The organism is Streptomyces sp. NPDC002536, from assembly GCF_053594995.1.
Window position 1 is genome coordinate 1 of sequence record NZ_JBSFWU010000094.1, and the last position, 17723, is coordinate 17723.

Below are 17723 nucleotides of genomic sequence, written 5' to 3' on the forward strand. Positions count from 1 at the left end.
CGCCTGAGCGCTCAGCGGTCGACCGGCAGCCCGCGCGGCTCCTTGATCCGTTTCATGATGATCTGCGAGTTCACCTCGGTGACGCCGGAGAGCGTCTCGGTGAACTTGGCGGTGACCTGCGCCTGCGCGTCCTTGGCGCCCTTGGTCACCCGCTCCTGCACGGTCTTGGGGTCGGTGTTGCGCAGCTGCTCGATGCGGCCCGGCGCCTCTGCGACGAGCTGCCCGATCTTCTCCGCGGTGAGGTCGGCGGCACCGGCGGCCGCGTAGCCGGCGGTGGTGGCCGTCTTGCGGATGTCCTGGGTGGTGAGGGCCATGGCGATGATCTCCCGGGTCAGCTGGAAGGTTTGGTGTCGCCCGAGCTGTCGCTCGTGCGGTCGTTCTCCGCCTCGGCGGCGTTCTCCTTGCGGAAGGACTCGTAGATCTGCAGCAGCACCTGCTTCTGGCGCTCGTTGATCGTCGGGTCGGCGAGGATCACGCTGCGGACCTCGGCCTCTTCGCGGTCCCGCTCGTCGAGGATCCCGGCCTGCACGTACAGCGTCTCGGCGGAGATCCGCAGCGCCTTGGCGAGCTGCTGCAGGATCTCGGCGCTCGGCTTGCGCAGGCCGCGCTCGATCTGGCTGAGGTACGGATTGGACACTCCCGCGGCATCGGCGAGCTGCCGCAGGGTCAGCTGCGCGGTGCGCCGCTGCTCGCGGAGGTACTCGCCGAGATTGCCGACGTTGAGTGAAGCCATGTCTGCGATGCTGCCGCACCTTGCTAACTTTTGCAAGCAGGATGCTAGCAAAAGTGTGTTTCGGCGTGTGTGGCTGAGCACGCTGGTTGGAACCTGGTCACGAGAGTTGGAACCAGTTCGACCGTCGCCAACGCGGAAGCGATCCGGACGTGGCTCGCCCGGACGGTGAGCCGACCGCGGCTCCGGACTCCAGCTCCCGCCGCTGGCGGCCGGGTCGGCGGCGGGTCTCAATTCGCAGGTCGCCCGTGGTCACCCGGCGGATGGGCTCGCTCGCAAGCAGCTCGTGCGGCTGGCCGAGGGCGATCGCGCCCGCCGCGTCGAGCCGGGCCAGCTGGGCGTCCGTCAGCTCGACCGCCAGGGCGCCCAGGTTGTCCTCCAATTGGGCGGGGGTGCGGGCGCCGAGCAGCGTGCTCGTCACGCCCGGCTTCCGCAGTGTCCAGGCCAGCGCCACCTGGGCCGGGGTGTACCCCAGTTCGCCGGCCACCTCCCGGACCACCCCGGCCACGCCGAGGCTGCGTTCGGTGAGGGTGCCCAGGGCGAGGTTGTGGCTCCGGCGGGTGCTCCCGTCGGGGCCGGCGCCCGTTGCGCCCACGTCGTCCCGGCCGTACTTGCCGCTGAGCACCCCGCCGCCGAGCGGCGAGTACGGGATCACGCCCAGGCCCAGTTCCCGGGCCATCGGGATCAGGTCGCGCTCCGCGGTACGTTCGATCAGGCTGTACTCGAGCTGCAGCGCGACCAGCGGCGACCAGCCGCGCAGGTCGGCGATCGCCTGCATCCGGGACACCTGCCAGGCCGGGGTGTTGGAGATCGCCACGTACAGCACCTTGCCCTGCCGGACCAGGTCGTCCAGGCCGCGCAGCACCTCCTCCACCGAGGTCCGGAAGTCCCAGACGTGCAGGTACAGCAGGTCGAGGTAGTCGGTGCCGAGCCGCCGCAGGCTGCCCTCCACCGAGCCGAACAGCGCCTTGCGGTGCCCGCCCCCGGAGTTCGGGTCGCCGGGGCGGCGCAGGGTCGAGTACTTGGTCGCCAGCACCAGGCGTTCGCGCTCCTCGTGGGCGAACTCGCCCAGCAGGCGCTCGGAGCTGCCGTCGGTGTAGGTGTCGGCGGTGTCGAGGAGGTTGCCGCCGAGCCCGACGTAGCGGTCGAACAGCTTGCGGGCCTCGGCCCGTTCTGCGCCCCACCCCCATTCGGTGCCGAAGGTTGCGGTGCCCAGGGCCAGCGGTGAGACCCGCAGTCCCGAGCGGCCCAGCAGCCGGTAGTCGTCGAGGGCCAGTGCCATCAGGTTCTCCTGTGCTCGCGTGTGTTCGTGTTCCGTTGCCGGGACCGAGTCTGCGGCGGCGGCGGGCCCCGGATAAGGGAGGGACTTTCCTGGGAAGGCCGGTCCCACCCTGGCGGTTGGACCGGTCATGGCGACACGAACCGTTGACACCACCGAGGAACTGGCCGCCTTCCTGCGCAGCAGGCGCGAACGGCTGGACCCGGACCGGCTGGGCCTGCCCGCGCACCGGCGGGCCCGGCGGACGCCCGGACTGCGCCGCGAGGAGGTCGCTGAGCTGGCCGGGGTCAGCACCGACTACGTGGTCCGGCTGGAGCAGGGCCGGGGGCTTCGGCCCTCCGCGGAGGTGCTGGCGGCGCTGGCCCGGGCCCTGCGGCTGGCACCCGGCGAACGCGACTACCTCTTCGACCTGGCCCGACGGCGCCGCCCCGGCGGTACCCGCGGCGGGGCAGCCACCGGTCCGGCGCCGTCGCCGGCCCACCTGGTCGACGAACTCTCCCCGCTGCCCGCCGCGCTGCTTGACCACCGCTACGACCTGCTGGCCTGGAACCCCGAAATGGCCCGGCTGCTCCCGGAGTTCGACGCCGTTCCGCCGGAGCGGCGGAACGCGATGTGGCTCTGCCTGCTGCACCCGCCGATGCGCGGCTTCTACGCCGACCGCGAGGGGGTGCTGCGGGACGGCGTCGCCCATCTGCGCGCGGCCTGGGCCGCCCACCCGGAGGACCGGGCACTGGCCGGGCTGATCGCCGAATTCACCGCGCAGGACGAGGACTTCGCCCGGCTCTGGGCCGAGCGGGAGGTCCGCGTCAACGGCCGCGGCCGCAAGCTGCTGCGGCACCCGGCCGTCGGGACGATCGCCGTCGACTTCGAGGTCCTGCTCCCGCTGGAGGACCCGGAGCTGCGGCTTCTGGTCTACCGCGCCGCGGACGACGAGAGCCGCGTGGCCCTGCACCGGCTGTGCGGCAGTGGCGGGTGCCAAGAAGGCTGACAACTCACGCTTGGTTGCAAGAAGCGTGACCATCTGCCGTGCTCAGTCACAGTTCGCCGGGTCGCCGGGGTCGATACCCCGGTCGGGACGGCTCCGTTCGGGAAATCGTACGGTCGTCCCTCGAGTGGGTGGCCGCCCTGGTGGTCGGCGGCGTGATGCCAACTAGCTTCGGAACATGGTCACTTCGCACCACGAGGCTGCGCACCGGATCTTTCAGGAACGCCCGGAGCTGCTCGTTCCCGTGTTCCGGATTCTGGATGTGCCGCTCCCGGAGAGAGCGTCCATCGACGTGCTCACGGCGGACGTCACCGAGATACGGCCCGTGGAACGGCGCGTGGACAGCGTGCTGCGGATCGAGCCGTCCGACGGCAGCGGCGGTTTCCTCCTGGCCATCGAGGCGCAGGGCCGCCGTGACCCGGCCAAGGCCGTCAGCTGGGCGTACTACCTGGCGCACCTGAAGGCGAAGTACGACCGCCCGGCGCTGCTCCTCGTGGTCTGCCAGGACAAGGCGACCGCCGACTGGGCGGCTGGACCCTTCCGGCTCGGGCCCGAGAACTGGACGGCACTGTCCGTGCACCCGCTGGTTCTCGGCCCGGGAAATGTCCCGGTGATCACAGACCCGGAGGAGGCCGGGCGGGATCTGCCGCTGGCGGCCTTCTCGGCCATGACACATGGGCGGGACCAGGGCGCTCCGGACATACTGGAGGCGCTGGCGCTTGCCTTGGGGACGGCCGACCCCGAGTCGGCCGAGTACTACTCGGAACTGCTGGAGATCGGCCTGGGGAACACCCGGGCGAGAGAGACCTGGAGGAAACTCATGGTGGGTACGTACTTCCCCGGCCGTGGCACTCTCTTCGAGGAGAAGTACCTGGAGGGCAAGGCGGAGGGCAGGATCGAGGGGAAGGCCGAGGGGAAGGCCGAGGGGAAGGCCGAGGGGAAGGCCGAGGGCAGGGCCGAGGGGAAGGCCGAGGGGGCGGCGGAGGAACGCGTGCGGCTGATCCTGATGGTGCTGCAGAACCGTGGCATCCCCGCGTCGTGCGAAGTCTGGAAGCGCGTCATGGAGTGCCGCGACCTGGATGTGCTGAGCCGCTGGATGGACCGTGCCTTCCAGGTCACCAAGGCCGAGGAACTCTTCGACGGCGAGTAGAAGCAAGTGACGGGTAGGGGGCGGGAGCCGGTCCCGGCTCCCGCCCCCTACCCGTAGTACCTCGGAGCTACGCGGCAAGTGGGCTCCCCGGTGTGACGCCGGGGAGGTGGGCCGAAACCTAACGTCCTGTGCATGCTCACCCGTCTGCGCCGCGGCCTGATCGCCGCGCTCGTCGCCGCGTCCGTGGCCGTGCCGGTCTCCGGCGCGGCCCGTCCCGCGGCCGTCCCGGCGCCCGTGCCCGTTCCGGCTGCGGTCGCGCCGCTCGCCTCCGCCGATCCGGCGGCCCTGGAGGCGCGTTACGCCGCCGCCCGCGAGGGCGTCCGGGCCGCCGAGCGTGCGGCTGCCGGGCACGGCGACCGCCGCCGGGCCGCCGAGCTGCACGCGATGGCCGGTCCGGCGCGGCACTTCCTCTCCTTCGACGGGCGGGACGGCGGGCGGACGGCCGAGGTCTTCGGCGACCTGTCCCGCGCCGAGCGCATCGCCGTTCTCGTACCGGGGTCGGACACCAACCTCGACACCTACGAGCGCTTCCGCTCCGGCGCCGTCGCCCTCCAGCATCGGCTCGGCGGCTCCCGGGCCGCCGTCGTGGCCTGGCTGGGCTACCGGACGCCGGGCACGGTGAGCCCGGCGGTCGTGACGGCGGGCCGGGCGGACGGCGCGGCGGCCGGACTCCGCGCATTCGTCGGCGAGTTGACGCACGCCAAGCCCGGCGCCCGGATCGCGCTCCTCTGCCACTCCTACGGCTCCGTCGTCTGCGGCCGCGCCGCGCCGGGCCTGCAGGTCGCCGACATCGTGCTGTACGGCAGTCCCGGCACCGGCGCCGACACCGTCCGTCAGCTGCACACCACGGCCACCGTCTGGGCGGGGCGCGGCACGGACGACTGGATCGCCGAGGTGCCGCACGTCCGGCTCGAACTCCCCTTCACCACCGTCGGGTTCGGCACGGACCCGGTTTCGAAGAAGTTCGGCGCCCGGATCTTCGACGCGGGCGGCGGTGGTCACAGCGACTACCTGAAGCCCGGCTCCGTGTCCCTGAAGAACCTCGCCCGGATCGTGGAAGGGGCGTAGCCGCCATGCCCGAACTCCGTTCCCTGCGCGGACTTGCGCAGCAGATCGATTCCGCAACCCCGCCCGGCCGTGACCGGGCCGTCGACGCCCTGCGCGCCTTCGCGATCCTGGGCGTGGTGCTCGGCCACTGGCTGGTGACGGCCCTGGTCGCCGACAGCGGCACGGTGCACGGCGCCAGCCCGCTGCAGTACCTGCCCGAACTGACCCCGGTGTCCTGGGTGTTCCAGACCCTCGCGGTCTTCTTCCTCGTCGGGGGCCAGGTCGGTGCGCAGAGCTACGCGTCCGCCCGGGCCCGTGGCACGACGTACGGGCAGTGGCTCGGCGGCCGGTGGGCGCGGCTGTTCCGGCCGGTCGCCGCCGTGCTGACGGTGTGGGCCGTGGCGGCGGTGGGGATGCTCGCTGCCGGGGTGGGCGTGGAGACCCTGCACACGCTCCTCAAGCTCGTGCTCTCGCCCCTGTGGTTCCTGCTGGTCTTCGCCGGGCTGACGGCGGCGACCCCGTTGGTCGCCCGGCTGCACCCGCTGTGGCCGCTGGCCGTCGTGCTGTACGTCGACCTGTTCCGGTTCGGCTACGGCGGCCCCGCCTGGACCGGCTGGATCAATGTGGCCGCGGGCTGGCTCGTCCCGTACTGCCTGGGTGCGGCCTGGGCGCGCGGCGGCCTGCAGAGCCGGGCGACCGGGTGGGTGCTGCTGCTCGGTGGTGCCGCCGTCACGGCCGGCCTGGTCCTGTGGGGCGGATACCCCGCCTCGATGGTCGGGGTGCCCGGCGCTGCGATATCCAACCTCAACCCGCCGACCCTGGCCGCCGTCACCTTCGGCCTCGCCCAGTGCGGAGCGGCGCTGTTGCTGCGCGGTCCGCTGCGCCGGGTTCTCGCGCGGCCGGCCGCGTGGGCGGCGGTGGCGCTGGTCAACCTCTCGGCGATGACGGTCTTCCTCTGGCACCAGACCGCGATGATGGCGGTCACCGCGACGGGCCTGCTGGCGGGACACCCGCTGCCGGGGCTGCACACGGTGCCCGACGGCGCGGGCTGGGTGCTCGCCCGGCTGGCCTGGCTGCCGGTGTTCGCGGTGGCGCTGCTGATCTGCTGGGCTGCGTTCCGGGGGTACGAGCAGCGGGGGTCGCGGAAGCGGCGGCGGCCCGGCGGCCGGGCCGTGGCCGACGGGACGGCGGTCAGACGGCCGGTGATCGGCCGGGCCGCGATCGACCGGCCCGTGATCGGTCGGGCCGTGGTCAACCGGTCCGTCAACGCGGTGTATCCCGCCCGACTGGTGGAGGCGCGGCGTGCCTAAGGTGACGGATGTGAAAACGGGGGACGGGGTGGGGCGGCGTTTCGCGCGCGCCCTGCGGGCGGTGCCGGGGGCGCTGCGCGAGGACTTGTGGACGGGGCCGGTCGAACCGCTGTCGGCAGCCGGGGGCCGGAGGCCGCGCTGGCAGGACTGGTGGCCGGTGTTCGTGCCGCCGCTGGCGCTGATCGGGATGCTCCTGTGGATCGTCCTCCAGCGCGACTACGGGTACCAGTACGGGCTCGGCGCCCACACCGGCCTGCTGCTCGGCGGGGTCCAGGCTGCGGCGTTCGTCGCCGCGGTGTTCCGTCCGGTCCAGGCGTGGTGGGCGTCGACGGCCGTGGTGTTCGCGGCCGCATGGGCGACGCACGCCGATCTCCACGGCAGCACGATGTACCCCTGGGTCGGCGACGGGCTCCTGGTGCAGGCCTGGGTGCTGTTCCTGGTGGCACTGCGGTGCCGCCCCCGGGTCGCGGCCGAGGCGCTGGTGATCTCGCTCGTGACGCCCCTGGCCTGCAGCCCCTTCCGCGCGTGGGGCCGCCACGACGACGTCCGCTTCGCCTTCGCGGTGCTGACGTTCACGACCGTGATCGGTGCCCTCGTGCGCGCCCGCCGCGTGGTCCGGACCCAGCTCGTCGTGCAGGAGGAGCTCACCGCCGAGGAACGGGCCCGGCGCACCCAGCTCGAGGAGCGCAACCGGATAGCGCGCGAGCTGCACGACGTCGTCGCCCACCACATGTCGGTCATCTCCATCCAGGCGCAGGTCACCCCGCACCTGGTCGACAACCCCTCGGACGCGCTGCGGGAGAACGTCGCGGGCATCCGGGAGAACGCCGTCGAGGCCCTCGCCGAACTGCGCCGGGTGCTGGGCGTCCTGCGCTCCGAGGACGCCGTGCCGGACGGTGTGCGGCACGCCCCGCAGCCCACCCTCGACCAGCTCGCGGAGCTGATCGAGAATGTGCGCGCGGCGGGTCTCACGGTCACCGAGGGGACGACCGGCGACCGGCGTCCGCTGCCGCCCGGCGTCGAGCTGTCGGCGTACCGCATCGTGCAGGAGGCGCTCAGCAACGCGATGCGGCACGCACCGGGGGCGGAGGTGCGGGTCGAGACCTGGTACGGGTCCATCGGGGTCACGGTCCGTGTCACCAACTCCGCACCGGGCCGGGCCGCTTCGTCCTCACCGGGTGCCGGGCACGGCCTGCTCGGCATGCGCGAGCGCACGGCGATGCTGGGCGGCGAACTGGCCGTCGGACCCACGCCCGAGGGCGGCTGGGACGTGACCGCGGTCCTGCCCGATTCCCCCTCCGCCGCCTCAACTGCCTCTGCTGCTCCTGTTAGGGACGTCCCATGACGACAACGCCGCCCATCCGCGTACTGATCGCCGACGACCAGATGATGGTCCGCCAGGGCTTCACGGTGCTGCTCAACGCCGAGCCCGGCATCGAGGTGGTCGGCCAGGCGGTGGACGGGCTCGATGCCGTCGCCAAGGTCGCCGAAGTCGCCCCCGACGTCGTCCTGATGGACATCCGGATGCCCGGCCTCGGCGGCATCGAGGCGACGCGCCGCGTCACCGCCCCGGCGGACGCCGCGGTGAAGGTGCTGATCCTGACCACCTTCGACCTGGACGAGTACGTGTACGAGGCGCTGCGTGCGGGTGCGTCCGGCTTCCTGCTGAAGGATGCGTCGGCTGCGGAACTCGCACAGGCAGTACGGGTGGTGGCCGCCGGCGAGGCGCTGCTAGCGCCGAACATCACCAAGCGGCTCATCGCCGAGTACTCCAGGGTGACAGCCGGTGCCGCCGTGCGCACGCCGGTCAGGCAGCGCGCCGGGGTCCTGACGGAGCGCGAGACCGAGGTGCTGGTCCTGATCGCCCAGGGGCTGTCGAACGGGGAGATCGCCGAGCGGCTGGTCGTGGCGGAGCAGACGGTGAAGACCCACGTCGGCCGCATCCTGGGCAAGCTGGGGCTGCGGGACCGGACGCAGGCGGCGGTCTTCGCGTACGAGACGGGGCTGGTGCGGCCGGCGGGGTACTGAGGGGCGTCCCTGCGGGATCTCTGTGGGGTTTCCACGGATCTTCTACGGGTCTTCTGTGGATCTTCTGCGGATCTTCTGTGTGATTCCTGCAGGGTGCACCTTTCCGGTTATGGCGGAAATTGCGGGCGAATGGATCTGCTTCTCCCAGCGGGTTATTGCTGATTAGCCGTCAGATCAGGGGGTGCTTTGTGGCCGCCGCGTCGATGTTGATAGACATGACGGCGTCGTCGAGTGGCGGCGCATGAGACGCGGGGGTGAGCTCGTGAAGTTCGACATGGGTAATACGGCGTTGTCGGGCCTGGTGGGCAAGACGCGGGGTTCGAGTGAGGACCTGGGTGGTCTGATCCGGCAGCTGATTGCTGCGGCGCAGCCGTTGGAGGGGAAGTTCAACGGTGCGGGCAAGCAGGCGTTCGACTCGTTCAAGTCGCATTCGGACCAGGTGACGGCGGACCTGAACAGCGCGCTGAGCGCGATTCTGGGTGGTCAGTCCGGTATGGACAGCTCCTTCGGTCAGGGTGACCAGGAGTCGGCGGACAACGCGCGTCAGCAGATGGCGTCGGCGAACTTCGACGCGGCCCGCTTCTCGGGCCGCTAGGAACACGGGGGAATTCGATCATGGCGAATGCAGACCGCCGCAGCTATGACACGGGTGCTTCGGGCGAGGTCCAGGGCTCGTTGCAGGGCATCATCTCCCGCCTTGAGACGGTGCTGACGGAGCGCGATGCGGCCGTGAAGGCTGCGATGGCGGACTTCACGGCCGACGGCGTCTCGGACCAGTACCACGGCAAGGAACTGCGCTGGCAGAGCGCGGCGCACGAGGTCCGCCAGATCATTCATCTCCTCCGCACCACGATGGAGAAGAACGACGGCACGGCCCAGTCGACGCTGGCCAAGGCGAAGGCCGCCGTCGACGGCATCGGCTGAGCTGCCACAGCAACGGGGGAGGGCGTCGTCGTGTCCAAGTGGGACATCAACGTGAGCGGTGTGAGCTCGGTGCTCAAGACGACCGGCGAGACAGCCGGCAAGTTGAAGGACGAGCTCGATTCGTACCAGGGCAACATGAAGGGCGCTGCCGGGCACGCGGGTACGCTCGCGCCCGGTGGTGAGGCGCCGAAGGACGGCGGCGGAGGTCTGGTCGGTGCCGCCCTTGCCGAGTTCGCGCAACACACGCAGGACGACCTGAAGTTCATCGCCGCGCGCACGAGCAAGTCGCTGAACGGTGCGAAGGACGCCACGGTCGCCTACGCCAACGGCGATCAGGAGATGGCCGAGCGTCTGATGCACGAGGCGGAGAAGGCGGTCACGCCGCAGGAGATCGCGGCGATGACCGGCAAGGGCGCCGGCAACGGGGGAACGAAGGATGCTTGATCCCGGCCAGATCTGGCTGTTCACCGGGGACTTCGAGGCGCTGGAGAAGGACGCGACGGGCCTGAAGAAGGATGCGGGCAGCATCCGGGGCACGGGCGGGGACATCCACTCCCAGTTCCAGGGGCTGTCGGCGTACTACCACGCGCCCGAGGCGGACGATCTCTTCAAGACCACGCTCCCCGTGCGTGACAAGTCCAAGGATTTCGCGGGTGACTTGGAGAAGGTCTCCTCCGCGCTGACGGAGTTCGCGTCGGAGGGGCGTCCGCTGGCGGCGAAGCTGAAGTCGCTCAAGCAGGAAGCCGAGCAGTTCGTTGCGTCCGTGAAGGACGACAAGGACTGGGAGTACGACAAGAAGAAGACGGATCACCACAACCGCATCCGGGACGACATCGATGCGGCGGTGGCGGCGTTCCAGGAGGCGGAGCGCCGTTGTGCGAACAAGATCACCGGCCTGTACAAGGGCGGTACGCACTGGACGACGGATGACGGTTCGCACGGCAAGGGCATGTACGGCTTCAAGGCCGATGACCTGAAGCACGCCAAGCTGCCGTGGGGCGATCCGGTGGACCAGAAGCACCACTGGTACGAGGTCGGCCACTGGATCAAGTCGTTCGTGTGGGACGGCATCGTCATCGACGGCATCTGGGGCACGGTCAAGGGCCTGGGCACGCTGGTGGGCGTGGACGGCTGGGACAAGGCCGGCCAGGCCTGGACCGGCCTGGCCAAACTGGCCACGGGGCTGGCGATTTCGACGCTTCCGGGCGTGGGCCCGGCGTTCTGGGCGATGCCGGCCGACAAGATGCCGTCCTGGCTGCGGGATTCGCGTACCGCGGTGAAGGAGACGGGCAAGGCGCTGGTCGCCTGGGACGAGTGGAGCAAGAACCCGGCACGTGCGGCGGGCGGCGTCACGTTCAACGTCCTGACGACGGTCTTCACGGGCGGTTCGGGCGGCGCGGCCAAGGCCGGTGCCATCGCCAAGACGGTCTCGGTGCTGGGCAAGGCCGGTGAGGTCATCGACCCGATGACCTATGTGACCAAGGGGCTGGGCAAGGGCATGAGCGCCCTGAACATCTCGGTGCCCAAGGTCGGAGACCTGATGGCCGGCCTGCGGGACGGCCTGGGCGGCCCCAAGATCTCCCCGGCCGACATCTCCCTCCCGCACGACATGAACATCCACATGCCGGAAGCACCGGCGGCCGTGCCCGCGGCGTTCCACGACGCCCCGGTCAAGCTCCCCGACGGCACGCTGCTGCACGGGGACGGCACGATGGCCACACCGGCGGGAGTGCCGCACCAGGACCCGATCCCGGTGGAGGCGAACGCGGCCGACCGCGCGGTGCACCAGCAGCTGTCGACGCCCGGGGGAACCCCGGGGCATGCGGCACCTGCCGCCCATGCCGATCAGCCGGCCTTCGCCCACGCGGGCGGCACGGACAACACCGCGCACACGGGCGGGCACGGCGGGCACGACCCGCACACGGGCGGCGATCACGGCACGCCGCCGCACTCCGGCGGTGACCACGGTGCACCGCACGACCACCAGCCGTCGGGGCACGGGCACGATGCACCGCACCACGGCGACGAACCGGGCCCCCACGGCGATCACGGCGACCACGGTGCGCCCGCCGACCACGGGACGTCGGCCGACCACGGCGGTACGGACTCCGCCCCCGGGCCGCACGGTGCGGGGGATGCGGGCGGGGTGCACCCGGCGGGCGGCCACACGCCACATGTGTCGGCCGAGGAGTGGGGCGGGCTGCCGACGGCCGAGAAGCACAAGGTCGCGCTCGCCGAAGTCGCGCACGGTACTCGGGAGTTCGTGGACGACCGGGCGGCCGTCCGATACGGCCAGGAGCACTGGAACGACTACGCGGAGAACCTCCCCCCGGAGCAGGCGAAGGCCATCCATGAGTACACCTGCGAGCCCGCGGTCGTAGGGGCTCCGGGGTCCGCGACGTACAAGGAGATGAACGGCTACCTCCGTGGCACGGAGGACCTGGGCACGCCCCACGTGCTCCACAACATCGCCGAAACCGACAAGGTGTTGGCGGGCCGCCCGCTGCCGGAGGACATCATGGTCGTGCGGGGCACCGGCCTCGGGCACATCGATGTGAAGCCGCACCAGATGGTCGGCAATACGTTTCCCGACCAGGGGTACATGTCCACGTCGCTCGGCAATCACCCGGTTCCGAGCTTTGCGGGCAAGGACGCCGTTCTCCGTCTCCGAGTGCCCAAGGGGACGCCGGCCCTCTGGGTGGAGAAGATCAGCCAGTTCGGCCTGGACGAGCGGGAACTGCTGCTCGGCCGTGGTGTGGAGTACAAGGTGACCAAGGTCTTCAGGGAAAATGGGCAGTGGCAGATCTACGGCGAAGTCCTGCCGATGAAGAAGTAGCGCGAGAGGGGCATTGCCATGAGTGACGAGCGACGGGTCAACCCGCGTTTCGAGGAAGACCTCGTTTTCAAGCGGAGCGACGGTCCGGCCATGTATGCCGGCAAAACGGACAAGCCTGTTCGGTACTTCGCCGTGGCCGACGCATCCGGCACCGTGCTCGGATACGTCTGGGCCAACGACGCCGACGACGCTGCCGACTGGGAGCCGCGCGAAGCCGCTGGGGACGAGGCGTACAACGCTTCCTACCCGTGGGTGATGAAGCTGCGCGACGCCAAGGCCCGCGGTGTCGCTCCCACCGAGGCGCTCGCCGAAATGATGCGGGACGCCGGCGACGCGTCGAGCACCCGTATCGTGCCGGGCTCCCTGGCCGAGGCCCCGAGTCTGGCCGCTCTGGAGCAACTGGCCGCCCAGGCCTGAAGCGCCCCCGACGAAGAGGAACTCCCCGTGACCCACATCGTGCCCGCCGGCACCCTCCGCGCCCGCATCCGTGGCTGTCTGCTCGGGGGTGCGATCGGCGATGCCCTCGGCAATCCGATCGAGTTCCTCTCCCTGTCCGCGATCCGCGGCACCTACGGCGCGGCCGGCATCACCGGGCTCGTGCCGGAGGGGGACGGTGTCGTCGGGAGGGTCACCGACGACACGCAGATGACGCTCTTCACCGCCGAGGGGCTCATCCGCGCCCGGGAGACCCCGGGGGCGGCCACCGGTGCCGTCCGCAACGCCTACCTCCGCTGGCTGGACACCCAGCGTCACCCCGCCCCGCCGCCCGCGGCGGACCGGCACGACGTGGTGCGGCTCGCCGGGTGGCTGCGGTACCAGCCGTGGCTGTACGCGCGCCGTGCGCCCGGCAACGCCTGCCTCTCCGGGCTGCAGCACACCCACGTCCCGGACCCGCGCCGTCCCCTCGACGGCACCCCGGGGCCGGTCAACTCGCAGTCCAAGGGCTGCGGAACGGTCATGCGCTCGGCGCCCTTCGGGCTCACCGGCACGTCCGCCGCCGAGGCCTTCGACCTGGCCGCCCGCTGCGCGCAGATCACGCACGGGCACCCCACCGGGTACTACGCGGCCGGTGCGTTCGCCGCGATCGTGCGGCACCTGCTGGACGGCGACTCCCTGGAGGGTTCCGTGCTCCGCGCCCTGGAGCACCTGGCCCGCTTCCCCGGCCACGAGGAGACGACGGCGGCGCTGCGCGCGGCCCTCGCGCTGGCCGCCGACGGTGCGCCCTCGCCCGAGAGGACCGAGACCCTCGGCGGCGGCTGGATCGCCGAAGAGGCCCTCGCCATCGCCGTCTACGCCGCGCTCGCCCACCCGCACCCCGGCTCCGTCGCCGAGGCGCTCCTGCTGTCCGTCAACCACTCCGGCGACAGCGACTCGACCGGCTCCCTCTGCGGCAACCTCCTCGGCGCCCTGCACGGCGACGCGGCCCTGCCGCCGTACTGGCTGGCGCAGACGGAGGGGCGCGCGGTCATCGCCGAGGTCGCCGACGACCTGGCGTACGCCTTCCACGGACCGTCCCGCCCGGAGGGCACGCCGCTGTTCCCCGCGGAGCGCTACCCGCACAACTGACGCGACAGCGCCCCGTAAAGGGCGCACGTGGTCTGATGGCACCCGTGAACCGTGCCGTCGAGGACTCCAACCGCCGTCTGCTGCGCGCCCGGGACGCGATGGACCGTGCTTACGCGGAGCCCCTCGACGTCCCCGCGCTCGCGCAGATCGCGCACGTCTCCGAGGCGCACTTCACGCGGACCTTCCGGGCCGCCTTCGGGGAGACGCCGCACCGGTACCTGCAGCGGCGGCGGGTCGAACGGGCCATGTTCCTGCTGCGGGAGACCCGGCGGCCCGTCACCGACATCTGTTTCGAGGTCGGGTTCGGCAGTCTCGGGACGTTCAGCCGGACGTTCCGCGACATCGTGGGGCACTCTCCGCGGGAGTACCGCAAGCGGACACCGCCCACCACGCACGTGCCCAACTGCTTCGCGATGGCGTGGACGCGGCCGAGCAGTTCGAGCAGTCAGAGCAGTTTCGGAGAAGTCTCCGGCGGCGGGGCCTCCTAGGCTGATGCACATGTTCAACGCCATCACGCAATCGCAGATATACGTCCTCGACCAGGACGAGGCCCTCGACTTCTACGTCGGCAAGCTCGGCCTGGAGGTGGCCGCCGACGTCCCGCTCGGGTTCATGCGGTGGCTCACCGTCTCGGTCCCCGGCGAGCCCGGCCGGCAGATCCTGCTGGAGAAGCCCGGCGCCCCGGCGATGTCCGAGGAGACGGCCCAGCAGGTCCGCGAGTTGGTGACCAAGGGCGCCATGGGCGGCTGGCTCATCTTCACCACCGACGACTGCCGCAAGACCTACGAGACCCTGCTCGCCCGGGGCGTCGAGTTCACCGAGGGGCCGACGGAGCGGCCGTACGGGATCGACTGCGGCCTGCGGGACCCCTTCGGCAACCGCATCCGGTTCACCCAGCCGATCGCCTAAGGAGCATCTGGAGCACCTGGAGTGTCTGGAGCGTCTGGGGCATCGGCCTCCGCGTCCAGGAACGTCCCCAGTTCCTCCCGCACATGCTCCATCGACCGGCCCGCGAAGAGCACCGGCTGGTACGCCGCGGAGTAGTACGGCGTCCGTGCCATCTCCCGCATGTCCAGCGGGCGGACCCTGCAACTCGGCAGCCGCGCCAGTTCGCCGTACGACGACAGGAGCGCCGCACCGTACGCCTTCGGTTCCCCCGACTCCTCCAGGACGCCGAATTCCAGCGTGTACCAGTACACGCGGTTGATCCGCCGCAGCGCCTCCTCGTCCGCCGCCCGCAGTGCCGCCTTGCCGAACATGCGGTAGAGCTCGGCGAACCGGGGGGAGGACAGGTGGATGCCGTGGCCGAACAGGTCGTGGATCACGTCGGGTTCGGGGGTGTAGAGCGGTATCGCCGGGTGCCGGACGAACGGGACGGCGTGGAACCAGCCGTCCGCCATCGCGCCCAGGAAGCGGCGGTTCTCCACCGGGCCGCCGGTGAGGGTGAAGCCGAAGCCCGTCAGCCTCCGCAGCCGGTCCGCGGTCTCCGTGAGCCCGGGGATGCGGTCCGGGGGGACGGGGAACCCCTCACGGGCCTCCAGCACCTCGCGGGACGCATGCGCGCGGTGTGCGACGGCGAGCGCGGCGTGGACCGTGCGCCAGGTCGTGTGCTCGGTCTCCGTGTAGTCCACGTCCGGCAGCCGGTCGCCCGCCCGGTGGCCGTCGGCCAGCCGGGCCAGCGCGTTGCGGCGCTCCAGATAGCGGGCGTCGGACCGGCCGGGGTGGTGGGCGGCCGGGCCGAGGCGGCCGTCGGGCGTCACCGGGGTCTGCCTCCGTGGATCGGTCATGGGACAGAGGGTTCCCGGACGGACGCGCGTGGTAACCGCCGTCGCGGCCGCGCTCAGGCGCCGTAGGGGCGTGCCTCTCGGGCTCCGCGCAGGGCCAGGGCCCACCAGCCGAGCTGGTCGAGCAGTACCTTGGCCGCGCCGGCCGCGGACTGGCCGGCCGCCTCGTCCAGATGGCGGCCGGAGTCGTCCAGCTTGCCCCAGGGGCTGTGGAAGCTGACCGTCTCGCGGATGGTCACCGCGTGCAGCTCGGAGAAGACCGGGCGCAGGTGCTCCACCGCGCGCAGGCCGCCGGAGAGCCCGCCGTAGGAGACGAAGGCGACGGGCTTGGCCTGCCACTGGGTGTAGTGCCAGTCGATGAGCTGCTTCAGGGAGGCGGGGTAACTGTGGTTGTACTCGGGGGTGATGACGATGAAGGCGTCCGCCTCCGCCAGTCGCGGCGTCACGGCGGCGAGGGCGGCGGCGTCCTCCGGGGCGGGGTCACGGCTGAGGCTGGCCGGCAGGGGGTGGTAGGCGAGGTCGATGACGTCGGTCTCGACGTCGTCGCGCTGCGCGGTCTGCAGGGCCAGCCAGTTGGCGACCGTGGGACCGAAGCGGCCCTCACGGGTGGAGGCGACGATGACGGCAAGGCGGTAGGGGCGCTCGGACATGAGGCTTCTTCCTTCGCTCAGTTGAAGCGGTACAGGAAGAAGCCTCCAACCTCAACAATGGTTGAGGTCAAGTCCGTCAGAAGACGTCCGGGCACCACGGCCGCGCCGCCGTCCGCAGCACCGGCTCCGCACGCGCGGCCGCACCCGGGCTCTCCTCCCCGGCCCGGCCCAGCGCGACCAGCCGCAGCACGGACTCGTCGCCGAGGTACAGCGCCCCCAACGCGCCGACGTCCAGCACGAGTTCGGCCGGACGCCGGGTGGGCGTGCAGCTCGCGCCGTCCGGCCCGGCCTCCAGCAGCCAGCGCCCACCGGCCGGCCCCTGCGGGTCGGTGACCTCCAGGACGAGCGAGCCGGGGCAGGCGTAGGTGCGGGCGGTCAGCAGGGCCGGCACGTCGAGCGGGCGCAGCCACAGGAAGTCGGCGTGGGTGAGCACCCGGGCCGCACGCGGGTCCGGCAGCAGCAGCGGGAGCAGGTCGTCGGGGGCACGCAGGCCCGTGGTGACCTTGGTGACCCAGTCGATCGTCAGCAGGAAGTGCCACAGGGCACGCGCCGCGGCGGGGGAGACGGCCACGAGGTCCCGCACGTGGGCCGAGCACAGCGGGCGCTTGGCCTCCCAGGCGTCGTCGGCGGTGTACGCGACCAGGCCGTCGACGCGGCCCTCGGGCGAGCGGTACACCGCGTAGAACGGCTCGGTCCAGGTGAAGCCGTGCCGCGGCAGGTCGCCCGTGGCGAACCGCCACCAGCGCTCGGTGCGGTCGACGGCGCCGTGCTGCAGCGTCCGCAGCCGCTCGTGCAGGGCGGGGCCGAGCTCGCGGACGGCGGCACCGTCGACGAGGTCGACGCGGCCGCCGCACTCCGGGGCCGCGTAACGGTCGGAGAGCCCGGTGCGGGCCGTCTCCACCTCCCACTCGGTGACCCAGGTGGCCGGGCCGAACCCGTAGCGCCCGTAGATCGGGTACTCGGCGGAGATCAGGGTGGCGGCCGCGTCACCGCGCTCCTTGGCGGCCCGCAGGTCGCGCTCCATCATCGAGCCGAGCAGCCCGCGCCTGCGGTGCGTCGGCGCGACGGTGACGTTGCAGACCGCGTTCGCCGGTACGGAGGCGCCGCCCGGTACGGAGATCTGCTGCGCGAAGCTGCGGAACGTGGCCACGCAGCGCCCGTCGTCGAAGGCGCCCTGCGTGCGGTCCAGGTCCATGCCCGCCAGGCGTATCTCCACCTCCTCCTTGGGCACCACCGGCGGCCTGAGGAAGCCGGTGCGCATGGTGCGCAGCCAGTCGGGTAGGTCGGAGTCGTCGAGCGTACGGATCCGGGGGACGGCCGGGCGAGGACTCAGGGGGCTCATGGATGCACGCTAGGGCCGCCCCCGCACGGCCTGCATGCCATTTTTCCGGGCCGCCACAGGGCGCTCACACGTGCGCAGTCATGCAGTCATTC

At 71.6% G+C, this 17723-nt stretch carries 19 protein-coding genes and 1 pseudogene; 14 read left to right on the forward strand and 6 right to left on the reverse strand.

Translation table 11 applies throughout. The annotated features are described in order from the left end of the window. Positions 1-95: 95 nt before the first annotated feature. The 3 genes and pseudogenes from ACWD4B_RS27505 to ACWD4B_RS27515 form a co-directional block, all read right to left on the reverse strand. A pseudogene (locus ACWD4B_RS27505) lies at positions 96-314 on the reverse strand (hypothetical protein); the annotation flags it as partial. A gap of 17 nt (positions 315-331) precedes the next feature. Then, positions 332-733, reverse strand: coding sequence for a helix-turn-helix transcriptional regulator (locus tag ACWD4B_RS27510; protein ID WP_336415381.1), 402 nt, complete (start codon positions 731-733; stop codon positions 332-334). 97 nt (positions 734-830) lie between these two features. After that, positions 831-2012: an aldo/keto reductase gene (locus ACWD4B_RS27515; protein WP_451423283.1), complete on the reverse strand. Its 1182-nt coding sequence runs from the start codon at positions 2010-2012 to the stop codon at positions 831-833. Between the two features lie 127 nt (positions 2013-2139). Here ACWD4B_RS27515 and ACWD4B_RS27520 point away from each other — a divergent pair, with 127 nt between their 5' ends. From ACWD4B_RS27520 to ACWD4B_RS27585, 14 genes are all read left to right on the forward strand, one after another. Next, positions 2140-2997 (forward strand): helix-turn-helix domain-containing protein, encoded by an 858-nt coding sequence (locus tag ACWD4B_RS27520; RefSeq protein ID WP_451423284.1) that lies wholly within the window; start codon positions 2140-2142, stop codon positions 2995-2997. Between the two features lie 175 nt (positions 2998-3172). Then, the gene (locus ACWD4B_RS27525) at positions 3173-4144 is read left to right on the forward strand and encodes a hypothetical protein (RefSeq protein WP_451423285.1); all 972 of its coding nucleotides are present in this window, start codon (positions 3173-3175) and stop codon (positions 4142-4144) included. Between the two features lie 132 nt (positions 4145-4276). Beyond that, complete coding sequence (locus ACWD4B_RS27530; RefSeq protein WP_451423286.1) at positions 4277-5212, forward strand: alpha/beta hydrolase; 936 nt, start codon at positions 4277-4279, stop codon at positions 5210-5212. A gap of 5 nt (positions 5213-5217) precedes the next feature. Further along, entirely contained in the window at positions 5218-6501 is a 1284-nt protein-coding gene (locus ACWD4B_RS27535) for an acyltransferase family protein (protein WP_451423287.1), read from the forward strand. Further along, positions 6494-7846: a sensor histidine kinase gene (locus tag ACWD4B_RS27540; protein ID WP_451423288.1), complete on the forward strand. Its 1353-nt coding sequence runs from the start codon at positions 6494-6496 to the stop codon at positions 7844-7846. Before ACWD4B_RS27535 ends, ACWD4B_RS27540 begins: the two co-directional genes overlap by 8 nt. Further along, a complete protein-coding gene (locus ACWD4B_RS27545; protein WP_336415374.1) occupies positions 7843-8529 on the forward strand; it encodes a response regulator transcription factor in 687 nt (228 codons plus the stop codon). The genes ACWD4B_RS27540 and ACWD4B_RS27545 overlap by 4 nt, the downstream gene beginning before the upstream one ends. Positions 8530-8791: 262 nt before the next feature. Further along, complete coding sequence (locus tag ACWD4B_RS27550) at positions 8792-9124, forward strand: hypothetical protein (protein WP_336415373.1); 333 nt, start codon at positions 8792-8794, stop codon at positions 9122-9124. A 20-nt stretch (positions 9125-9144) separates the two neighbouring features. Beyond that, entirely contained in the window at positions 9145-9453 is a 309-nt protein-coding gene (locus tag ACWD4B_RS27555; RefSeq protein WP_451423289.1) for a pore-forming ESAT-6 family protein, read from the forward strand. Positions 9454-9483: 30 nt separating this feature from the next. After that, positions 9484-9897: a DUF6507 family protein gene (locus ACWD4B_RS27560; RefSeq protein ID WP_451423290.1), complete on the forward strand. Its 414-nt coding sequence runs from the start codon at positions 9484-9486 to the stop codon at positions 9895-9897. Next, positions 9890-12289: an ADP-ribosyltransferase gene (locus tag ACWD4B_RS27565; protein WP_451423291.1), complete on the forward strand. Its 2400-nt coding sequence runs from the start codon at positions 9890-9892 to the stop codon at positions 12287-12289. The genes ACWD4B_RS27560 and ACWD4B_RS27565 overlap by 8 nt, the downstream gene beginning before the upstream one ends. An 18-nt stretch (positions 12290-12307) precedes the next feature. Continuing rightward, complete coding sequence (locus ACWD4B_RS27570; RefSeq protein WP_451423292.1) at positions 12308-12706, forward strand: hypothetical protein; 399 nt, start codon at positions 12308-12310, stop codon at positions 12704-12706. A 27-nt stretch (positions 12707-12733) separates the two neighbouring features. Then, positions 12734-13855: an ADP-ribosylglycohydrolase family protein gene (locus ACWD4B_RS27575; RefSeq protein WP_451423293.1), complete on the forward strand. Its 1122-nt coding sequence runs from the start codon at positions 12734-12736 to the stop codon at positions 13853-13855. 35 nt (positions 13856-13890) lie between these two features. Continuing rightward, on the forward strand, positions 13891-14343 hold the full coding sequence (locus ACWD4B_RS27580) for a helix-turn-helix domain-containing protein (RefSeq protein ID WP_451423294.1): 453 nt from the start codon (positions 13891-13893) through the stop codon (positions 14341-14343). A 10-nt stretch (positions 14344-14353) separates the two neighbouring features. Continuing rightward, positions 14354-14764: a VOC family protein gene (locus ACWD4B_RS27585; RefSeq protein WP_336415366.1), complete on the forward strand. Its 411-nt coding sequence runs from the start codon at positions 14354-14356 to the stop codon at positions 14762-14764. Here the strand turns inward: ACWD4B_RS27585 and ACWD4B_RS27590 are convergent. The 3 genes from ACWD4B_RS27590 to ACWD4B_RS27600 form a co-directional block, all read right to left on the reverse strand. Continuing rightward, positions 14761-15642, reverse strand: coding sequence for a phenylalanine 4-monooxygenase (locus tag ACWD4B_RS27590; RefSeq protein ID WP_451423295.1), 882 nt, complete (start codon positions 15640-15642; stop codon positions 14761-14763). The two genes, ACWD4B_RS27585 and ACWD4B_RS27590, sit on opposite strands and share 4 nt — an antisense overlap. A gap of 53 nt (positions 15643-15695) precedes the next feature. Then, a complete protein-coding gene (locus ACWD4B_RS27595) occupies positions 15696-16289 on the reverse strand; it encodes an NADPH-dependent FMN reductase (RefSeq protein WP_451423296.1) in 594 nt (197 codons plus the stop codon). 76 nt (positions 16290-16365) lie between these two features. Beyond that, positions 16366-17631: a GNAT family N-acetyltransferase gene (locus ACWD4B_RS27600; RefSeq protein WP_451423297.1), complete on the reverse strand. Its 1266-nt coding sequence runs from the start codon at positions 17629-17631 to the stop codon at positions 16366-16368. Between the last annotated feature and the right edge of the window lie 92 nt (positions 17632-17723).

Excerpts from the sequence above, each read along its gene's own strand:
- ACWD4B_RS27510 (WP_336415381.1), bottom strand. The coding sequence starts at position 733 with ATGGCTTCACTCAACGTCGGCAATCTCGGCGAGTACCTCCGCGAGCAG.
- ACWD4B_RS27515 (WP_451423283.1), bottom strand. The coding sequence starts at position 2,012 with ATGGCACTGGCCCTCGACGACTACCGGCTGCTGGGCCGCTCGGGACTG.
- ACWD4B_RS27520 (WP_451423284.1), top strand. The coding sequence starts at position 2,140 with ATGGCGACACGAACCGTTGACACCACCGAGGAACTGGCCGCCTTCCTG.
- ACWD4B_RS27525 (WP_451423285.1), top strand. The coding sequence starts at position 3,173 with ATGGTCACTTCGCACCACGAGGCTGCGCACCGGATCTTTCAGGAACGC.
- ACWD4B_RS27530 (WP_451423286.1), top strand. The coding sequence starts at position 4,277 with ATGCTCACCCGTCTGCGCCGCGGCCTGATCGCCGCGCTCGTCGCCGCG.
- ACWD4B_RS27535 (WP_451423287.1), top strand. The coding sequence starts at position 5,218 with ATGCCCGAACTCCGTTCCCTGCGCGGACTTGCGCAGCAGATCGATTCC.
- ACWD4B_RS27545 (WP_336415374.1), top strand. The coding sequence starts at position 7,843 with ATGACGACAACGCCGCCCATCCGCGTACTGATCGCCGACGACCAGATG.
- ACWD4B_RS27555 (WP_451423289.1), top strand. The coding sequence starts at position 9,145 with ATGGCGAATGCAGACCGCCGCAGCTATGACACGGGTGCTTCGGGCGAG.
- ACWD4B_RS27565 (WP_451423291.1), top strand. The coding sequence starts at position 9,890 with ATGCTTGATCCCGGCCAGATCTGGCTGTTCACCGGGGACTTCGAGGCG.
- ACWD4B_RS27570 (WP_451423292.1), top strand. The coding sequence starts at position 12,308 with ATGAGTGACGAGCGACGGGTCAACCCGCGTTTCGAGGAAGACCTCGTT.
- ACWD4B_RS27580 (WP_451423294.1), top strand. The coding sequence starts at position 13,891 with ATGGCACCCGTGAACCGTGCCGTCGAGGACTCCAACCGCCGTCTGCTG.
- ACWD4B_RS27585 (WP_336415366.1), top strand. The coding sequence starts at position 14,354 with ATGTTCAACGCCATCACGCAATCGCAGATATACGTCCTCGACCAGGAC.
- ACWD4B_RS27590 (WP_451423295.1), bottom strand. The coding sequence starts at position 15,642 with ATGACCGATCCACGGAGGCAGACCCCGGTGACGCCCGACGGCCGCCTC.
- ACWD4B_RS27595 (WP_451423296.1), bottom strand. The coding sequence starts at position 16,289 with ATGTCCGAGCGCCCCTACCGCCTTGCCGTCATCGTCGCCTCCACCCGT.
- ACWD4B_RS27600 (WP_451423297.1), bottom strand. The coding sequence starts at position 17,631 with ATGAGCCCCCTGAGTCCTCGCCCGGCCGTCCCCCGGATCCGTACGCTC.